This window comes from Paenibacillus guangzhouensis, assembly GCF_009363075.1.
GTDB lineage: Bacteria > Bacillota > Bacilli > Paenibacillales > Paenibacillaceae > Paenibacillus_K > Paenibacillus_K guangzhouensis.
This window is the reverse complement of the sequence record NZ_CP045293.1, coordinates 6115753-6131597: the sequence shown is the minus strand read 5'-3', so window position 1 is coordinate 6131597 and position 15845 is coordinate 6115753. Positions and strand designations below refer to the sequence as shown.

Sequence of the window (15845 nt, the reverse complement as noted above, 5' to 3'; positions counted from 1 at the left end):
AACTGCTATGCGCTGCATCATTTAAAGGAGATTCTTGAAGAAATGCTGAAAATGAATAAACTGTCCATGGGACTTGAAATGAGCTTACTCGCCACCATTCTATTCCTTGTTGAGTTCGTTCGCGGTGCGGCACTCATCAGCTTCATTCCGATTTACGGTAAGAACATCCTCTTCATTCCTGTTGCGATGATCGGTGTAGCCGTGACGGCTCATTATTTGACGGATACGGTGCTTAAATCGGTTATCGGTTATTTGCTGGATCGATTCTCGATCCGCTTCATTGTTCACACGGGTCTGCTCATTACCTGCGCAGGGATGTTCCTCTTCCAATATGCGCATACCGCATGGGTGTTCGTTCTAGCTTCGGCTTTGTACGGGATTGGCATCTCTCCCATCTGGATTGTCTGTCTAACCAAAGTGACAGAGGAGAACCGCGCGACGCAAATGGGCTTTCTCTATACGATTTGGCTCGTCGGTATGGGGCTCGGTCCTGTCGTCTGTAACCTTGTCATCGAACATTATCCGATTCTGACTTATTGGATGCTGGTCGCACTCTCTGTCCTCGCATGGGTGCTGTCTCTATTCATGACGAATAAAAAAGTCAATCAAGTGAGAGCTATTCCCTTTCGCGAACAGCTCAGCATCTTGAAAGAGCGGCTAAAGGCCATGAAACCGCTGCTGCCGGGTATGATTCTCCAGACAACCGGAGCGAGTATGATCGTACCCATCTTACCGAGCTTCGCCGAAGAGTCGCTGCGTCTGACCAATACAGAATATACACTGCTGCTCCTCTTCGGCGGCGCTTGTACGGTCATTGGATTGATTCCGATGGGCAAGCTATCCGATCGGTTCGGCAAGAAATGGTTCCTCGTGCTGGGATTCCTAATCTTTGCCTTTGCGTTGTTCTCCATCTCCCAAGGCCCTAGCCTTGGTATGGCCTACGTATGGGCGATCGTACTCGGGATCTCCTACGCGGCTGTGCTTCCAGCATGGAATGCGCTGCTGGCACAATATGTTCCGCCTGCACAGCAAGGCCTCGGTTGGGGGATATTCTCGACGGTCGAAGGGATTGGCGTCATGATCGGTCCGGTACTTGGCGGTTTTCTAGCTTCCATCATGAGCACGCAGCAGGTTGTCTTCATTAGTTCTATCTTATTCGGGCTCATTGCCCTCTTCTATGTATTCTTTCCGTTTCGATTGATTACAGACGAGCCGTCAAGGGGGAAGTAATTCATGTCTGAGCAAGCTCCGCTCTATAGCGATACGGTGAATTGGATTGGAACGACGCTCTCCATCGCTATCGTTGTTATCATTCTTATCATTTTCTTTCTCATTATTAAATCGACAACGGACGACTCAGACAAACATTCAGAAATTAAGAAGTATGTGGAAGCCTTATTCGGCGGCGGTTCGCAGGCATCGGAAAAGCAAAAGGAAGAAGATGAAGCACGAGCCCTGGAAGCTGCACGAAAGGCCAAGGAGCTTGGCCCCTTCGAGGATACTTGTCCTGCCTGCCACGTCGCCGTGACGGACAAGCATATTGATTGTCCGTCATGCGGGCTGCGATTGATGTAATTGGGTATAAGTCTGTCCAATGCATAGCTGTGCAATCGGCTGGGAACGTTAAGGATAAGTTGATTGAAAGGGGCTAGTGGCATGGGCAAGGAGAAAGATATGAACCCCGTCTCGCACGAACGGGTTGAAGTTGATGGTATCTATACGAATGAATTGGGACAAGAAGAGCATCTCCATCGCGGACAGACCTTCCCGGCTAATGTCATTCTAGGTACAACGGAATGGGAACTTAAAGAGTATATGTTCAGTAATCACCATGAGGGCACGACAGATCCGCGGCTAGTGCCCAAAAAAGATGAAATCGAAAATCAGAAGAAACAAGTTCACCCGCGACTTCATCAAGATCAATCGGATAAATAAAAAAATATATCTTCAGAAAATATAAGAGCAGTGAAACATTAAACACTCTTATATGGAAAAGCAATAAGCAACGCCTCCTTAAGACGGGAGGCGTTTTGTGCGTTCTGCATAGATTCTGATTGCGCGTTCTGAGGTCAGTTCCTATAATGATCTCAAGACATGACAACTGGGGAGCGATTATTCTTGTATTTCTTCATCATCAATGAACTAGCTGGCAACGGTGCAGGCGGACGCGTATGGGGCGAGATCGAGCCTATCCTGAAGGCTCGAGGCGTCCCCTATCGCTACGCCATCACCTCTAGCGCGGCACAGGCCCAGCAGTGCGTGCGCGATGCGATTGCCGAGCAGCCGCCTACGCTGGTGGCGGTGCTCGGAGGCGACGGCACGATTCACAGCATCGTGCCGCTGCTCTCCGCGAGCGGCATTCCGCTCGCGGTTATCCCTGCGGGATCGGGGAACGATACCGCGCGGGGGTTCGGCATCCCGCGCAAGCCGCTGGCGGCGCTGGATGTAGCATTATCAGGGCGCATGCGCAGCATCGACCTGATCGGCACGGCCGGCGGCGAGCGGACGCTAACGGCGCTCGCGGTCGGGTTCGACGCGGAAGTCGCGAACGCGGTGAACGCGAGCGGCTATAAGGCCTGGTGCAACCGGCTCGGCATCGGTCGGCTCGCTTATATTATCGGCGTCCTACAGACGTTGTTCCGCTATCAACCCGCTCGGCTTGAGTTAAGCGTAGACGGCAGCACAGCGCAGACATTCAACGAAGCTTGGCTCGTCGCCGTTACGAATACGACTTCGTATGGCGGCGGACTCCGAATCTGTCCGGAAGCGCATACAGACGACGGTGCATTAGATATCTGCGTCGTGCATCGCTGCACGAAATGGCAGTTGTTACGACTATTCCCTACGATCCTCTTCGGTCGGCATACGAAGCTGCCATTCGTCACAATGCTTCGCGCTTCCAAGGTGGAGATTCAATCCGAGCTGCAGCGTATCGGATTCGGGGACGGTGAACAGGTCGCTGTAACGCCGCTTACGGCTGAGATTCATCCTGGGGCTCTTCGTTTGATGACGGCACAAGGATAGATCAATTCAGTGGTTATAAAAACCCCTCCTCGCATCGATGCAAGGAGGGGTTTCTTATACTTCTTCTGTCTCTGCCGGCTTACTCCGCCGAAGGACGTGAAATAGGATATTCAACGAAATCGCCGTAAAGGTTCCAGCTACGATCCCATTCCCGGTTAGAATATTCAACCAGTCGGGAAGCGCATGAAATAAATTCGGCACTACGGTAACGCCAAGCCCCATACCAACGGAACAGGCGATGATAAGTAAATTCTCGTGGTTGTTCAAATCGACCGACGAACCGAGCATCCGAATCCCGGAAGATACGACCATCCCGAACATTGCGATCATCGCGCCGCCAAGCACAGACGTCGGCACGATTGTCGTCATCGCAGCGATCTTCGGTACGAATCCGAGCAGGACGAGTATTCCCCCTGCTGTCACGATCACATCCCGCGTCTTCACACGGCTCATTTGAATCAGGCCAACGTTCTGTGAATACGTCGTGTATGGGAATGCATTAAAGATCCCGCCGAGCATAATCGCGAGTCCCTCTGCACGGTATCCTTTGGCCAAATCCTTCGACGTAATCTCTCGATCCATAATTTTGCCTAAGGCCATAAACACCCCTGTCGACTCCGCCACACTCACAATAGCAACAATAATCATCGTCACAATCGCGGACAGCTCGAACTTAGGCGTACCGAAATAGAACGGCTTAATGGGATGTAGCCAGCTCGCGTCAAGCACCGGATGCAAGTCGACTTTACCCATAAATCCAGCAGCGACTGTACCCAGTACAAGCCCTAACAAGATCGAAATGGCGCGCATAAATCCGCCCGAGAACCGATTGATCAGAATAATGACGATAAGGACGCCAAAGCCTAGCAATAAGTTCTCTATGCTTCCGAAATCCTCAGCCCCTTGTCCGCCGCCTAAATCCGTTAGAGCAACTGGAATCAGCGTAACCCCAATCGTCGTGACCACCGATCCGGTTACGACTGGCGGGAAGAATCGAATTAACTTCCCGAATAGCCCTGAGAAAAGGACGACGAACAAACCTGAAGCGATAATCGCGCCATAAATTGCGGATACGCCGAACTGTTTGCCAATGGTAATCATGGGTGCAACCGCTTGGAACGCACAACCCAGCACAACAGGCAGTCCGATCCCAAAAAACCGATTATTCCATAGTTGCAGTAGTGTCGCCACACCGCACATTAATAGATCAATTCCTACCAAATACGTGAGCTCCGTTTGACTCATCCCGAGATTACCCGCTACAATAAGCGGTACGATGACGGCGCCTGCGTACATGGCTAACACATGTTGAAACCCAAGAGATAACGTCTTGAGCGGATGACGATGGAGTTGCATGTTACGCTTCATCCTCTTCTACGAACTGGACTTGTCCATTCTCGAGTCCGGCAATGCGAACGAGAGATTCCAAGCGATAACCTGCTTCGATGAGGTTCTTCCCGCCTGGTTGGAATGCCTTCTCGATCACGATGCCAATTCCCGCAACGCTCGCACCGGCTTGCTCCACGATACGTGCCAGACCAAATGCCGCTTCGCCGTTCGCCAAGAAATCATCAATGATCAGCACGCGATCGGTAGCATGGATGAATTTTTTGGACACGGTCACTTCGTTCGTCTCTTGCTTCGTAAAGGAATAGACTTTCTCCGTGAAGATATCCTCACGAAGCGTCAATGATTTCTGCTTACGGGCAAAAATCAACGGAACATGCAGCTCTAGTGCCGTCATAATCGCAGGTGCAATACCTGAGGATTCAATCGTCAATACTTTGGTCACACCATTCTCGGCGAACAATCGCGCGAATTCCTTGCCCATCTCTTGCATGAGCACAGGATCCATCTGATGATTCAAGAATGAGTCTACTTTCAACACTTGATTATTGAGTACGATGCCATCCGAGATGACTTTATCACGCAGTAATTTCACAATGGTTCCTCCCATTAATTAATTCGCTATAAAGTAGAAGTATACCGCATAATTCGACATGGCGAAAGTCATTTCGTTCGGTTTTTGACGGTTATTTTAGGATTCCCAGGTTTTAAACAAATCAATTACACCCTATAATGTTAATATTGGTATTAGCACGTATGGGTAAAGGAGAGATTGTATTCGATGAAAATCATGAAAGAGTTTAGAGAATTTGCCGTCCGCGGAAATGTCATTGATCTTGCCGTCGGGGTTATCATTGGGGGAGCATTCGGTAAAATTGTAACTTCGGTGGTTAATGATGTCGTCATGCCTCCAATCGGGCGATTGCTTGGGGCTGTTGACTTTAAGGATCTGTATATTCCGCTAGCGGATGGTACGAATGGGAGAACTTTAGCGCAAGTCAAAGCAGAGAACATCCCTGTCATTGCATACGGACAATTTATCAACGTCATTATTGAGTTCCTCATTATCGCCTTCTGCGTCTTCATGCTGGTGAAGGGGATTAATATGCTGAAGCGTGAACAGAAGAAAGAAGAAGTGGCTGCTGAGCCTACAACGAAGGACTGCCCGTATTGCTATTCTTCGATTCCGGTACAAGCTACCCGCTGTGGTCACTGCACATCGCAACTCACGAAGACGGAGCCTTCAACAGGCGTCTAAGGAGCGTCGAATCGCATGACAAGCCCTATGGCACAAGACGAAGAGCTCTTCGATATCTACGATGAGACCATGAATCATCTCGGTGTGGCACCACGATCCGAAGTGCATGCGAAAGGATACTGGCATCAATCCTTCCACTGCTGGATCGTCAGCGGGGAAGGTGCGGACCGTCAGGTCTTGTTCCAGCAGCGGAACGCGCTGAAAGATACGTTCCCGAACTGCTATGATATTACGGCCGCAGGTCATCTGACTGCCGGGGAGACCGTGCGCCAAGCTGCGCGGGAGCTCGAAGAAGAACTCGGCCTATCAGTCGCGTTCGAGTCGCTGACCTCGCTCGGGGCAGCCCAATACGAGAATACTGGCGACGTGCGCGGTATTCCCTTCGTGGATCGCGAGTACTGCCATCTATTCGGCGTACGCTGCGATCAACCCCTCACTTCCTACCGCCTCCAGGCGTCGGAAGTGGCTGGGCTCTACCAAGCATCGCTGCGCGAGATGCTTGAACTGCTCGCGGGCGCGCGCGAGTCGGTCGACGCGCGCGGCCTCGCGTTTCCGCTGGGCGAGCGGCCGAGCCGGCTCGCCCCTGCGGGCAGCTCGGACATCACAGGCCATGACGTGCCTGCGATGTCCGAGCGCAGCGTGCGCCTGATGCGGCAGGACTTCGTGCCGCATGGCGACGCCTACTACGAGCGCGTGCTAACAGCACTACTCGCGCTCTAACAGCAAAACCCCGCAAGGGCCCTTGAATCCTAGGCCCTTGCGGGGTTTCTTATTATCTGACGCGAGCGTACGGCTCGCTGCGTTCGAGATGCGGAATGCCTTTGTCCTTCGCGACTTCACGGTCAATGGCCTGAATTCGCTCCAACCAAGCTTCGGGCGTGACTTGGAGTTGACGCGCCTGAACCAATCGTTCGGCATGGTCATGGCAGGGATCATAACCGCCCAGTTTGCGAATGACGCTTATATACTGAACCACCAGCTCACGCGCTGCGCTTGCCGTAAATCCAAAGCCTGTCATCAATGCATTTACAATCCCACGTTCATAAGTGTTCAGTCGCACTTGCGTTTTCATGATAGACCCACCTTCCTCCTATATAAATATTATATCCAACAAGACGAAGAAATGACTCCCATTTTTCTGACGAAAATACGACTTGATTGCCCAAATATAGCGAATCTAGTCTTCTGCCTCGCATCGACCTCGTAATTTGGTCATAGAACCAATGGACGTCTCTATTTAATTGTATCGCTTCTTGCATGATTTTACCAGTGTCACTATCCGCCATCGGTCCGATGATGATATCTGGGTGCTGCGCACAAGGGTCCTGGCCCTTCACATCCGCCTTGCGATGCGACATAATGAACTCGGCCCAAGCGATGGAATCGCTTAAGAAAATACGCGGTTCGATATCCGCCGGCATCGCGAGCAGCTCAATCTCAAGCACGCATGCGTGCACTTGACCGAGCACGGAGCTCCGCGCCATTTTATGCGCCCACCTTCTCGCTTGCGCTGCGGAGATCGTCGTATAGAATCCCTCTCCGAAATCGCGTCCTGGACGCCAATACTGACTATTTAGCAGCTTATTCTGAAAGGACGGCACATATTGATCCGTCGTACCGTGATACAACCGCTGCGGGGTAATGATATTCATCCGGCAACCTCCTGATTGAACTAAAACTCGTCATGTAGTTCCATATTCCATACAGGAGGTCAATATTCCTTTATTTTCCTAATCGTTGGCTTTTGATCACGCAACATCCTACTTCACATTCACAAGACCGCTCTGAAAATACTTCCGATAAATCCCCTCAAAATTCGCTCCAAACCGCTCACGCAGCTCAGGACTTAGTTCATGCTCCACTTCGAACAGGACCAACTCTTGTGCGAAATGGTTGAGCAGCAGCTCCAGCAGCGCCGGGTGTTCCGTCACCAGCGCCTTCGTCGGGATGTCTTCCCCGCGCATACCGAGCATGCTCCATTTGCGGTCGATCACGATCGAGAATTTACGCCCATAGGGTTGATCCCTCTTGGCTGTATCCCCTTCTAACGAAGAGTGAAGCTGCAGCTGCATTCTCCGTTGCCGATGCTCCTCTAGACTCTCTACAACCGACCAGAAGACTTTGACGCCGCGCTTCTCCGCCTGCTCCAGATCCTCCCGGAAGAGCGTCGCTTCTTCGGCCCACACGTCGACAATGATCTCCTGCTGCGCTCGTCCGAGCTCTTGCCGTACACGCTCGATCACTTTTTTCTCGCTATCTAGACTAAAAAACTCCGTTACATCATTCGACTGCTTCGGCATCAACTGTTCCACATGGCGGATCGAATTCTGCAATTGATCGCCAATCATACGAGTCAGTTCCTCCACACGCAGCACCGTATAATGCGTGGGCTCCCCTTTACTGCACAGCACGAACCCATGGTCCACGAGCTTCTGCAACGCGGCATATACATTCGAACGGGATACCCCAAGACGCTTAGCTACCTCGTAGCCAGACATCGAGCCTTGCTCCGCAAGCACGATAAGCATTTTGGATTCCATCTCCGTAAAACCTAACACTTTTAAATGTTGTACTAACTGCTCCATCATCCTTATGTGCCTCCAACTGTTCCATGTCCAAGAAATTATATCATATCGGACAAGGTTCGAGCGAAAGTGATAGATTTTGTAGTACGTCAGCGTTTAATTTCGTTATAATAGGAAGAAACGACTACGTCGTCAGAGCCAATAGATTCATTTTTTCAAAATACAAGATTCATTCAATGGAGGTAGGAGCATGGGATTGTTCTCGTTTATTAAAGGCCAGTTCATTGAGGTCATCGAATGGACCGATCAAACCGATGAAGTCGTACACCAATTCCCTGTCTATGACAATGCGATCAAAATGGGAGCGAAGCTCATCGTTCGCGAATCCCAAGCGGCTATCTTCTTAAATGAAGGACAGATTGCCGATGTGTTCGGTCCAGGTACCTATACGCTTAGCACGCAGAATATGCCCGTACTCACTGCGCTGAAATCGTGGAAATACGGCTTCAATTCGCCATTCAAAGCCGACGTTTATTTCGTGAATACACGGAATTTCACCGATCAGAAATGGGGCACCCAAAATCCGATTATCGTGCGGGATGCGGATCTGGGCGCCGTCCGCCTACGTGGATTCGGAAGCTATGCGTTCCGCGTGCAGGACCCTGCCCTCTTCTTAAAAGAAATATTCGGCACGCAGTCTTCCTTCAGCCCTGATCAGATTGGCGGTTATCTTCGTTCCGTCATTATCTCGGGTGTCAGCGATCTGCTCGCCGAATCGCGCATTCCGATCATGGATCTTGCCCTTCATTACGACGAGCTTAGCGCGGCAACGCAGCAGAAGCTGGAGCCGCGTATCAATCCGTTCGGACTCAGCTTGACCGGCTTCTACATTGAGAATATTTCCTTGCCGGAAGAGGTTGAGCGCATGATTGACCGGAAATCTTCCATGAATGTCGCAGGCAACTTGGATCAATATATGAAATTCCAAGCAGCAGAGTCGATCCGAGATGCAGCGAACAACCCGGGCAACGGCTTAGCCGGTGCCGGTGCAGGCATGGGCGCAGGCATGGCGATGGGGCAAATGTTCCAGCAAGCCATGAATACGCCGTCCGGCGCACCGAACGAACCACAACCGGCTCAGCCGGCTCCGACTGTCGTTAGCAGTGAACCTTGTGGCTCTTGCGGTCATGGCATGAAGCCAACCGACAAGTTCTGCCCCGAGTGCGGAACGCCGCGCCCAGAGAAGAAATTCTGCTCCGAATGCGGTCAATCGCTCGCTTCCAGCGTGAAATTCTGTTCCAATTGCGGAAATAAAGTATAGGGGGAAGGACATGGCTGTATCTGAAGCACCGATCCGTTTTCCATGCAAGAGCTGCGGGGCGCAGATGACATTCGACACCGAGAGCCAACAGATGAAATGCAGCTATTGTGGCACCCTGACGCCTATTGAACAGGACGATGATAAGGTCTACGAATACGAACTGGATTTTCTCGATGATACCGACGCTTCGCGTATGGACTGGGGAACCGAGCAGCAGGTCGTCAAATGTGAGAATTGCAGCGCTCAGATGCTGATTCCCGCGGAACAGACCGCTGCTGTCTGCGCCTTTTGCGGTTCACCGAAGGTACTAGCACAGGGCGATCCAACGGGAATTCGTCCCGAATCGCTGATGCCGTTTCATATTTCCAAAGACGAAGCCAATGCCGCTTTTCTCCAATGGAAAAAGAAAAAATGGTTCGTGCCGAATGCCTTCAAAAAACAAAATACGCGATCTAACGTCTCCGGGATCTACATCCCGTTCTGGACTTTCGATGCAGATACCGAATCCTCCTATACGGCCGAACGAGGCGATTACCATTATCGGACAGAGACACGAACGCGTGTCGTCGACGGCAAGACGGAGACGTACACCGAGCAAGTTCGGTACACCGTATGGCATTGGACGAGTGGCGATTACGATCGTTCTTTTGATGATATTCTCGTCCCTGCGTCTCATCAGCACGACTCGAAGCTGCTCGATCGGTTCCAAGATTTCGGGTTGAAGGAACTCGTTCCTTATCAGCCGGAATATTTGAGCGGATTTATCGCAGAACGATACACCGTCCCGCTTCGCGAAGGCTGGGATGAAGCTGCGTCACGGATGGACGATCAGCTGGAGCAGGAAATCCGAGGAGAAATCGGAGGAGATGAAATACGGCATCTTAGCATCTCGACGAAAACGTACAACGAGACCTACAAACATATCCTCCTACCGTTATGGAACGCTACCTACACGTATAAGAAAAAAACCTATCGTTACATGGTGAACGGCGAGACAGGCAAGGTATCCGGCAAAGTCCCGCGCAGCGGCTGGAAGATTACGTTCTTCACACTTTTCTGCATCCTCGTGGCCTTAATCCTGCTCTCCGTATTCGCACAGCAAGCACCGGCTTCATAAAAGACAAAGAACACCATGGGTTCGCCCATCGTGTTCTTTTTTTGCTGCATGTAGATCAATCGATCAAACCTAATCCGAACCGTTTCATTTCTATGAATACACCCTCCAGCTGCTTTCCTTTGGGCGTTAATGTATACTCCACCCGCGGCGGTACTTCAGGGTACACCGTGCGTATCAGCAGGCCGTGCTGCTCTAGCTCTCTTAGTCTGAGCGCCAGCGTCTTCGGACTAATGCCATCCATCGACTTCAGAATATCGCTGAACCGCATCGTTCCTTCAATCAACAAATCATGGAGGATTAAGAACGTCCATTTCGTCCCGATCACATCGAGTGTTTTCTCGATTGCACATGTTTTGCCGAACGGAGCTTTGGTTAAAATAAGGTGTTCTGATGTATCCAAGTTGTCGCCCTCCTCATAAATTTTCCACTCTTTTACCTGAATATATCACAATACTTCCCTAAGGGAAACTATATGTAAAAAATATCACTACTTCCCTTTTTAAAGTCGTTGGTCTTATAATTCAATTACAGCAGCTGCAAGTTCAAACGATATTCCAAATTCCAATAGATCCAAAGGAGAGATACACCATGACACATTTATCTACACCCTACAAATTGAAAAACCTTGAATTGAAAAATAGAATCGTGATGCCGCCGATGTGCCAATATTCCGTTGAAGCGATGGACGGTACGCCGACCGACTGGCATTTCGTTCACTATGTTTCCCGTGCCGTTGGCGGTACAGGTCTTATCATTATGGAGATGACGGATGTTGAACCTGATGGACGTATTTCCAACTATGATCTAGGTTTATGGTCGGATGAACAAATTCCAGCATATCGCCGAATCATTGATGAGGTGCATAAATACGGCTCCAAGATCGGTATCCAAATCGCTCATGCGGGACGTAAAGCAGGCGATGCACTCGTTCCAGTGAGCTCTTCAGCCATCCCAGTAACCGAGAACGATAAGACACCTCGCGCCCTCACAACAGATGAAGTGAAAGCCATGGTCGTGAAGTTCAAGGAATCTGCGCGTCGTGCCGTGGAAGCTGGCGTGGATACGATCGAGATCCATGGAGCACATGGGTACCTCATCCATCAGTTCCACTCTCCTGCGCTTAATCAACGTACGGACGAATACGGTCAAGATTACGCGAAATTCGGCGTTGAGATCATCCAGGCGATTAAGAGCGTGATCCCGGCCGATATGCCACTTATCATGCGCATCTCGGCAATTGAGTACATGGATGGTGGTTATGATATCGATCATATGATCAAGGTATCCCGTCAATATCAAGAAGCTGGCGTAGACCTCTTCCATGTCTCTACAGGCGGCGAAGCACCTGCAGGCAGCAAGAAGCCCGGTAACTATCCTGGGTACCAAGTGCCAGTGGCGCGTACGATCAAGGAAGCATTACAAGTTCCGGTTATTGCCGTAGGTATACTTGATGATCCTAAGCTTGCTGAAGCAACGGTAGCGAATGGCGATGCGGACCTCGTAGCGGTAGGCCGCGGTATGCTGCGCGATCCTTACTGGGCGCTGCATGCGTTGCAAGCCGTATCGAAAGATGCGGTACCTCCGAAGCAATATGTAAGAGGATATTAATCTCACCCTGAATATGATGAAAGCGGAGTCCCTGACGGGATTTCCGCTTTTTTTCGTCTATTATGCAAGCTGAAGTACATGTACCAATCCAAATCCTAGAAGAGCAAGCAGAATCGAACCAATGAGACCTGCTGCGAACGATTTGAGCCCGAAGCGCCGGAATGCACCGAAGTCAACGCTTAACCCAAGCCCCGCCATTGCCATCGCGATCAGCATATAAGCGATAACCACGATGAAATCGGCCACACCCGTCGGGATGATGCCGAGCGAATGAATGCCGCTCACTGCAAGGAACCCTACGATGAACCATGGTATCGGAATCGAACGCCAATCGAATTTCCCTTGGTCCCCGCTCTGCTTACGCTCGAGACGATTCGCCGCAATGCCAATCCCGATCGCGACCGGTACGAGCAGCGCAACGCGCGTCAATTTCTCGATGACAGCAAGGTCGACCGCTGCTTTCCCTCCCGGTGCCGCCGCCGCGATGACATGGGCAATCTCATGGAGCGTGGCTCCCGAGAATACGCCATATCCTAAATCAGAGAGCCCGAGAATGGGATACAACAATGTATAGGTTAGCGTAAACAACGTCCCGAGAATCGCCACGACCGCTGCCGCAATCGCCGTCTCTTCTTCCTTCGCCTTGAGCTGCGGCGCGATCGCTACAACAGCCGCTGCCCCGCAGATGGCGGAACCGCATGCCGTGAGAAGGCTTAACCGCTGCTCTACCTTGAAGAGACGCGCAAGCCCATAGACAACCGGTATCGTGAAGATAATGACAATCACCGCCAGCAGCAGCACCTTCGGTCCGGCGTGCACGAGATCCACAAGATTGAGCCGCATCCCGAGTAGAATAATACCGAAGCGAAGCAGCTTCTTACTCGAGAAGTTCGTTCCAACCGCGATACGTTCCGGTACGACGATCATCGATCGTATCACCATCCCGATCAACAAAGCAATCACAAGCTGACCCATAATATTTAGAAACGGAAGTGCCGACAACCACTTTGCGACGATAGCAATTACAAATGTTAATCCTAACCCAGCCAGCCATCCGAACGGTATTTTCCTTTTTTGCTGCACAGCAAGTATTTGTGTCTGTTCCACGCTGTGTCCCCCCTGCCTCATTCACTAATGTCACGTGCTGAACGTTCATCTACAGTTCAACTATAAGCTTCGGCTGACGTAAAGTGAAATACCGATCTGCTATTTGTATCATTAGTAAAACTTATGATTGAGATGAGAGTAAGTACGAATCGAAATGTAACTATACAAAAAGGGCAGCTCACGCTGCCCTAACGAACAATGATCGGTTAGATCAAATCATCATAGATGGTTGCTTCCTGCTTCTTCGGCCAATGCGTCCCTCGTTCCCATGCCAGCATGAAGACCTCTTCCTTCGCCCACGCCTGATTAGGCATCTGCTCCAAATCGCCGAATACCCGTTCCACAGAAAAGACCTGCGACTGGTGCGCGCGTAGTGCGGCGGCCTTCATCTTCCAATGCGGCTCCACTTGGATCTTGAGCGTTACGCCTTCGCCCGAATTGCGAACCTCAAACGGCGCGTTGTAATAGAGCTTCTGCACACTTGGGCAGCGTCCACTGAAGATCGCTTCATTCGTCGCATGATGAATGGCGATATGATCGAGATGACCGCTCACGCCATCTTCCGGGAATGTGACGACAACCGCTAGCTGATGGGATTGAATAAAGTGCACGATATGTTCCACAAGTTCTGCTCTCGGAACATCCTTCAATTTACCGTCGGGGTAGCCCAAATGATGGATCACCGAAAGCCCCATAATATCGCCGGCTGTACGCAGCTCTTGTTCACGCAGTACTGCAAGCTCTTCACGGGTCATTTCCCCTAATCGCCCAGTCTTTCCCGCATCGCCGCGCGTAGCGCAGAGCAGTACTGGCTCGCCGCCTTGATCGGCAAGCTCTCTTATAAGACTAGCGCAACCAAATGTCTCATCGTCTGGATGCGCATAGATAAATCCTACTTTAGCATTTGTCATTCTGATTTCCACCCTCCCTGGATATCTTGAAATTTCTTATTTGAAGACACCTTCATTATACCGCTTATATCACACTGGCATCAAAACTTCTCTGTAAGAGATTCACGTATTTACATTTTACTGAATCATGGCAAAAAAACCGAAGGCTATCGCCTCCGGTCTTATCGATCGTTCTATTTGCATTTTGTCGAATACTCGTCGACCCAAGCAACCGTCTGCTCTAAAGCTTGTTCAGCCCGCGTAATTGCAGCTTCCACTTGCACTGTTGCCGTACCGCCATAGACGTTACGCGCATTCACCACTTGCTGCGGCTGCAATACCTCGTAGATGCGATCATCGAACAACGCTGAGAATTGCTTGAATTCATCGAGTGTTAGGTCAAGTAGGTATTTGTTGTTCTGGATGCAGTACAATACGGTCTTCCCGATCACTTCATGCGCTTGACGGAATGGGAGACCCTTGTTCACGAGGAAGTCCGCGATATCCGTCGCATTCGAGAAGTCTTGGTTCACGGCTTGACGCATCCGGTCTTTGTTGACCTTCATCGTCTCTACCATTGGGGCGAACAATTGCAGCGCGCCTTGCAGCGTCCGAACCGTGTCGAACATCCCCTCTTTATCTTCTTGCATATCTTTGTTATAAGCTAGTGGCAATGATTTAAGGACGGTTAGCAAGCCGAACAGGTTGCCATAGACACGTCCCGTTTTACCACGTACCAGTTCAGCCACGTCCGGGTTCTTCTTCTGCGGCATAATGCTGCTGCCTGTGCAGAAGGCATCATCGAGTTCAACGAAGTGGAACTCGGTACTCGACCAGAGCACGAGCTCTTCGCAGAAGCGCGACAAATGCATCATGATCATCGATGCGTTACTTAAGAACTCAAGGATGAAGTCGCGGTCGCTTACCGCATCGAGGCTGTTCTCGTAGACGCGGTCGAAGTTCAACTGCTGCGCGACGAAATGGCGATCGATTGCAAATGTCGTCCCTGCCAACGCACCTGCGCCGAGCGGCAGTACATTGATGCGCTTGTAGCTGTCTTGCAGACGCTCAATATCGCGTTCGAACATGGAGACATACGCCATCAAATGATGCGCGAACAGAATCGGCTGCGCCCGCTGCAGATGTGTATAGCCAGGCACAATCGTATTTAGATTTGCCTTGGCCTGCGTCAATAACGCTTCTTGCAATTTGCCTAGTAAGCCTACGAACTCAACAACCCGCTTCCGCAGGTACAAGTGCATGTCCGTCGCAACTTGGTCATTGCGGCTGCGTCCCGTGTGCAGCTTACCGCCGACAGGACCGATCTCTTCGATCAGCGTCTTCTCGATATTCATATGGATATCTTCGTCCGAGACGGAGAATTCGATCTCGCCGCGGCGAATCATCCCTTGTACTTTCAGCAAGCCTTCACGGATTTTCTCGACGTCCTCTTCCGGAAGGATGCCGCATTTACCTAGCATCGTGACATGTGCAAGGCTGCCTTGGATGTCTTCCTCCGCCAGTTCTTTGTCGAACATGATGGAGGCTGTATATTCTTCTACCAATTGATCGGTCTGCTTCGTGAAGCGGCCGCCCCATAGTTTACTCATCTTCGTAATCCCCTTCCGTTCGCGAAGGGGTGTGGTCT

The 15845-nt window shown here is 50.8% G+C and carries 18 protein-coding genes; 9 read left to right on the top strand and 9 right to left on the bottom strand.

The annotated features are described in order from the left end of the window. Window positions 1-42: 42 nt before the first annotated feature. The 4 genes from GCU39_RS27610 to GCU39_RS27595 all read left to right on the top strand — a co-directional run bounded on the left by GCU39_RS27610 (window position 43) and on the right by GCU39_RS27595 (window position 3024). The gene (locus GCU39_RS27610) at window positions 43-1230 is read left to right on the top strand and encodes an MFS transporter (protein WP_152396408.1); all 1188 of its coding nucleotides are present in this window, start codon (window positions 43-45) and stop codon (window positions 1228-1230) included. Window positions 1231-1233: 3 nt separating this feature from the next. Continuing rightward, window positions 1234-1575 carry a hypothetical protein gene (locus GCU39_RS27605; protein WP_152396407.1) on the top strand — a complete coding sequence of 114 codons (342 nt, stop codon included), beginning with the start codon at window positions 1234-1236 and terminating at the stop codon, window positions 1573-1575. 81 nt (window positions 1576-1656) lie between these two features. Beyond that, window positions 1657-1935 (top strand): transposase, encoded by a 279-nt coding sequence (locus GCU39_RS27600; protein WP_152396406.1) that lies wholly within the window; start codon window positions 1657-1659, stop codon window positions 1933-1935. Between the two features lie 159 nt (window positions 1936-2094). Then, the gene (locus GCU39_RS27595; protein WP_227793360.1) at window positions 2095-3024 is read left to right on the top strand and encodes a diacylglycerol/lipid kinase family protein; all 930 of its coding nucleotides are present in this window, start codon (window positions 2095-2097) and stop codon (window positions 3022-3024) included. Between the two features lie 54 nt (window positions 3025-3078). Here the strand turns inward: GCU39_RS27595 and GCU39_RS27590 are convergent, their stop codons facing one another. Next, on the bottom strand, window positions 3079-4380 hold the full coding sequence (locus GCU39_RS27590; protein WP_152396405.1) for a nucleobase:cation symporter-2 family protein: 1302 nt from the start codon (window positions 4378-4380) through the stop codon (window positions 3079-3081). Between the two features lies 1 nt (window position 4381). Then, window positions 4382-4966: a xanthine phosphoribosyltransferase gene (locus GCU39_RS27585; RefSeq protein WP_152396404.1), complete on the bottom strand. Its 585-nt coding sequence runs from the start codon at window positions 4964-4966 to the stop codon at window positions 4382-4384. Between the two features lie 186 nt (window positions 4967-5152). Here GCU39_RS27585 and mscL point away from each other — a divergent pair, with 186 nt between their 5' ends. Then, window positions 5153-5629 (top strand): large conductance mechanosensitive channel protein MscL, encoded by a 477-nt coding sequence (mscL, locus tag GCU39_RS27580; protein WP_152396403.1) that lies wholly within the window; start codon window positions 5153-5155, stop codon window positions 5627-5629. A 27-nt stretch (window positions 5630-5656) separates the two neighbouring features. Next, on the top strand, window positions 5657-6349 hold the full coding sequence (locus GCU39_RS27575) for an NUDIX hydrolase (protein WP_152396402.1): 693 nt from the start codon (window positions 5657-5659) through the stop codon (window positions 6347-6349). A 52-nt stretch (window positions 6350-6401) separates the two neighbouring features. Here the strand turns inward: GCU39_RS27575 and GCU39_RS27570 are convergent, their stop codons facing one another. From GCU39_RS27570 to GCU39_RS27560, 3 genes are all read right to left on the bottom strand, one after another. After that, window positions 6402-6701 (bottom strand): hypothetical protein, encoded by a 300-nt coding sequence (locus tag GCU39_RS27570; protein WP_152396401.1) that lies wholly within the window; start codon window positions 6699-6701, stop codon window positions 6402-6404. Then, the gene (locus GCU39_RS27565) at window positions 6670-7281 is read right to left on the bottom strand and encodes a DUF3990 domain-containing protein (RefSeq protein ID WP_152396400.1); all 612 of its coding nucleotides are present in this window, start codon (window positions 7279-7281) and stop codon (window positions 6670-6672) included. Before GCU39_RS27565 ends, GCU39_RS27570 begins: the two co-directional genes overlap by 32 nt. Window positions 7282-7389: 108 nt before the next feature. Beyond that, window positions 7390-8217, bottom strand: coding sequence for a TrmB family transcriptional regulator (locus tag GCU39_RS27560; RefSeq protein ID WP_321575611.1), 828 nt, complete (start codon window positions 8215-8217; stop codon window positions 7390-7392). Between the two features lie 187 nt (window positions 8218-8404). Here GCU39_RS27560 and GCU39_RS27555 point away from each other — a divergent pair, with 187 nt between their 5' ends. Together GCU39_RS27555 and GCU39_RS27550 are read left to right on the top strand one after the other, a co-directional pair. Next, a complete protein-coding gene (locus tag GCU39_RS27555) occupies window positions 8405-9475 on the top strand; it encodes an SPFH domain-containing protein (protein WP_152396399.1) in 1071 nt (356 codons plus the stop codon). A gap of 10 nt (window positions 9476-9485) precedes the next feature. Further along, window positions 9486-10592, top strand: coding sequence for a TFIIB-type zinc ribbon-containing protein (locus GCU39_RS27550; RefSeq protein WP_152396398.1), 1107 nt, complete (start codon window positions 9486-9488; stop codon window positions 10590-10592). Window positions 10593-10647: 55 nt separating this feature from the next. Here the strand turns inward: GCU39_RS27550 and GCU39_RS27545 are convergent, their stop codons facing one another. Beyond that, window positions 10648-10992: a winged helix-turn-helix transcriptional regulator gene (locus GCU39_RS27545; RefSeq protein WP_152396397.1), complete on the bottom strand. Its 345-nt coding sequence runs from the start codon at window positions 10990-10992 to the stop codon at window positions 10648-10650. Window positions 10993-11180: 188 nt separating this feature from the next. Between GCU39_RS27545 and GCU39_RS27540 the strand changes: the two genes are divergently transcribed. Further along, window positions 11181-12200: an NADH:flavin oxidoreductase/NADH oxidase gene (locus tag GCU39_RS27540; protein ID WP_152396396.1), complete on the top strand. Its 1020-nt coding sequence runs from the start codon at window positions 11181-11183 to the stop codon at window positions 12198-12200. A 60-nt stretch (window positions 12201-12260) separates the two neighbouring features. On the opposite strand, the gene GCU39_RS27535 is transcribed toward GCU39_RS27540, so the two are convergent. The 3 genes from GCU39_RS27535 to argH form a co-directional block, all read right to left on the bottom strand. Then, a complete protein-coding gene (locus GCU39_RS27535; protein WP_152396395.1) occupies window positions 12261-13307 on the bottom strand; it encodes a YeiH family protein in 1047 nt (348 codons plus the stop codon). A gap of 206 nt (window positions 13308-13513) precedes the next feature. Next, window positions 13514-14218, bottom strand: coding sequence for a PIG-L deacetylase family protein (locus tag GCU39_RS27530; RefSeq protein WP_152396394.1), 705 nt, complete (start codon window positions 14216-14218; stop codon window positions 13514-13516). Between the two features lie 173 nt (window positions 14219-14391). Beyond that, window positions 14392-15807 (bottom strand): argininosuccinate lyase, encoded by a 1416-nt coding sequence (gene argH / locus GCU39_RS27525; protein ID WP_152396393.1) that lies wholly within the window; start codon window positions 15805-15807, stop codon window positions 14392-14394. Window positions 15808-15845 lie beyond the last annotated feature (38 nt).

What these genes read in the sequence shown, in the direction of transcription:
- GCU39_RS27610 (WP_152396408.1), top strand. Translation starts at nt 43, where the DNA reads ATGCTGAAAATGAATAAACTGTCCATGGGACTTGAAATGAGCTTACTC.
- GCU39_RS27605 (WP_152396407.1), top strand. Translation starts at nt 1,234, where the DNA reads ATGTCTGAGCAAGCTCCGCTCTATAGCGATACGGTGAATTGGATTGGA.
- GCU39_RS27600 (WP_152396406.1), top strand. Translation starts at nt 1,657, where the DNA reads ATGGGCAAGGAGAAAGATATGAACCCCGTCTCGCACGAACGGGTTGAA.
- GCU39_RS27595 (WP_227793360.1), top strand. Translation starts at nt 2,095, where the DNA reads ATGACAACTGGGGAGCGATTATTCTTGTATTTCTTCATCATCAATGAA.
- GCU39_RS27590 (WP_152396405.1), bottom strand. Translation starts at nt 4,380, where the DNA reads ATGCAACTCCATCGTCATCCGCTCAAGACGTTATCTCTTGGGTTTCAA.
- mscL (WP_152396403.1), top strand. Translation starts at nt 5,153, where the DNA reads ATGAAAATCATGAAAGAGTTTAGAGAATTTGCCGTCCGCGGAAATGTC.
- GCU39_RS27575 (WP_152396402.1), top strand. Translation starts at nt 5,657, where the DNA reads ATGGCACAAGACGAAGAGCTCTTCGATATCTACGATGAGACCATGAAT.
- GCU39_RS27570 (WP_152396401.1), bottom strand. Translation starts at nt 6,701, where the DNA reads ATGAAAACGCAAGTGCGACTGAACACTTATGAACGTGGGATTGTAAAT.
- GCU39_RS27565 (WP_152396400.1), bottom strand. Translation starts at nt 7,281, where the DNA reads ATGAATATCATTACCCCGCAGCGGTTGTATCACGGTACGACGGATCAA.
- GCU39_RS27560 (WP_321575611.1), bottom strand. Translation starts at nt 8,217, where the DNA reads ATGATGGAGCAGTTAGTACAACATTTAAAAGTGTTAGGTTTTACGGAG.
- GCU39_RS27555 (WP_152396399.1), top strand. Translation starts at nt 8,405, where the DNA reads ATGGGATTGTTCTCGTTTATTAAAGGCCAGTTCATTGAGGTCATCGAA.
- GCU39_RS27550 (WP_152396398.1), top strand. Translation starts at nt 9,486, where the DNA reads ATGGCTGTATCTGAAGCACCGATCCGTTTTCCATGCAAGAGCTGCGGG.
- GCU39_RS27540 (WP_152396396.1), top strand. Translation starts at nt 11,181, where the DNA reads ATGACACATTTATCTACACCCTACAAATTGAAAAACCTTGAATTGAAA.
- GCU39_RS27530 (WP_152396394.1), bottom strand. Translation starts at nt 14,218, where the DNA reads ATGACAAATGCTAAAGTAGGATTTATCTATGCGCATCCAGACGATGAG.
- argH (WP_152396393.1), bottom strand. Translation starts at nt 15,807, where the DNA reads ATGAGTAAACTATGGGGCGGCCGCTTCACGAAGCAGACCGATCAATTG.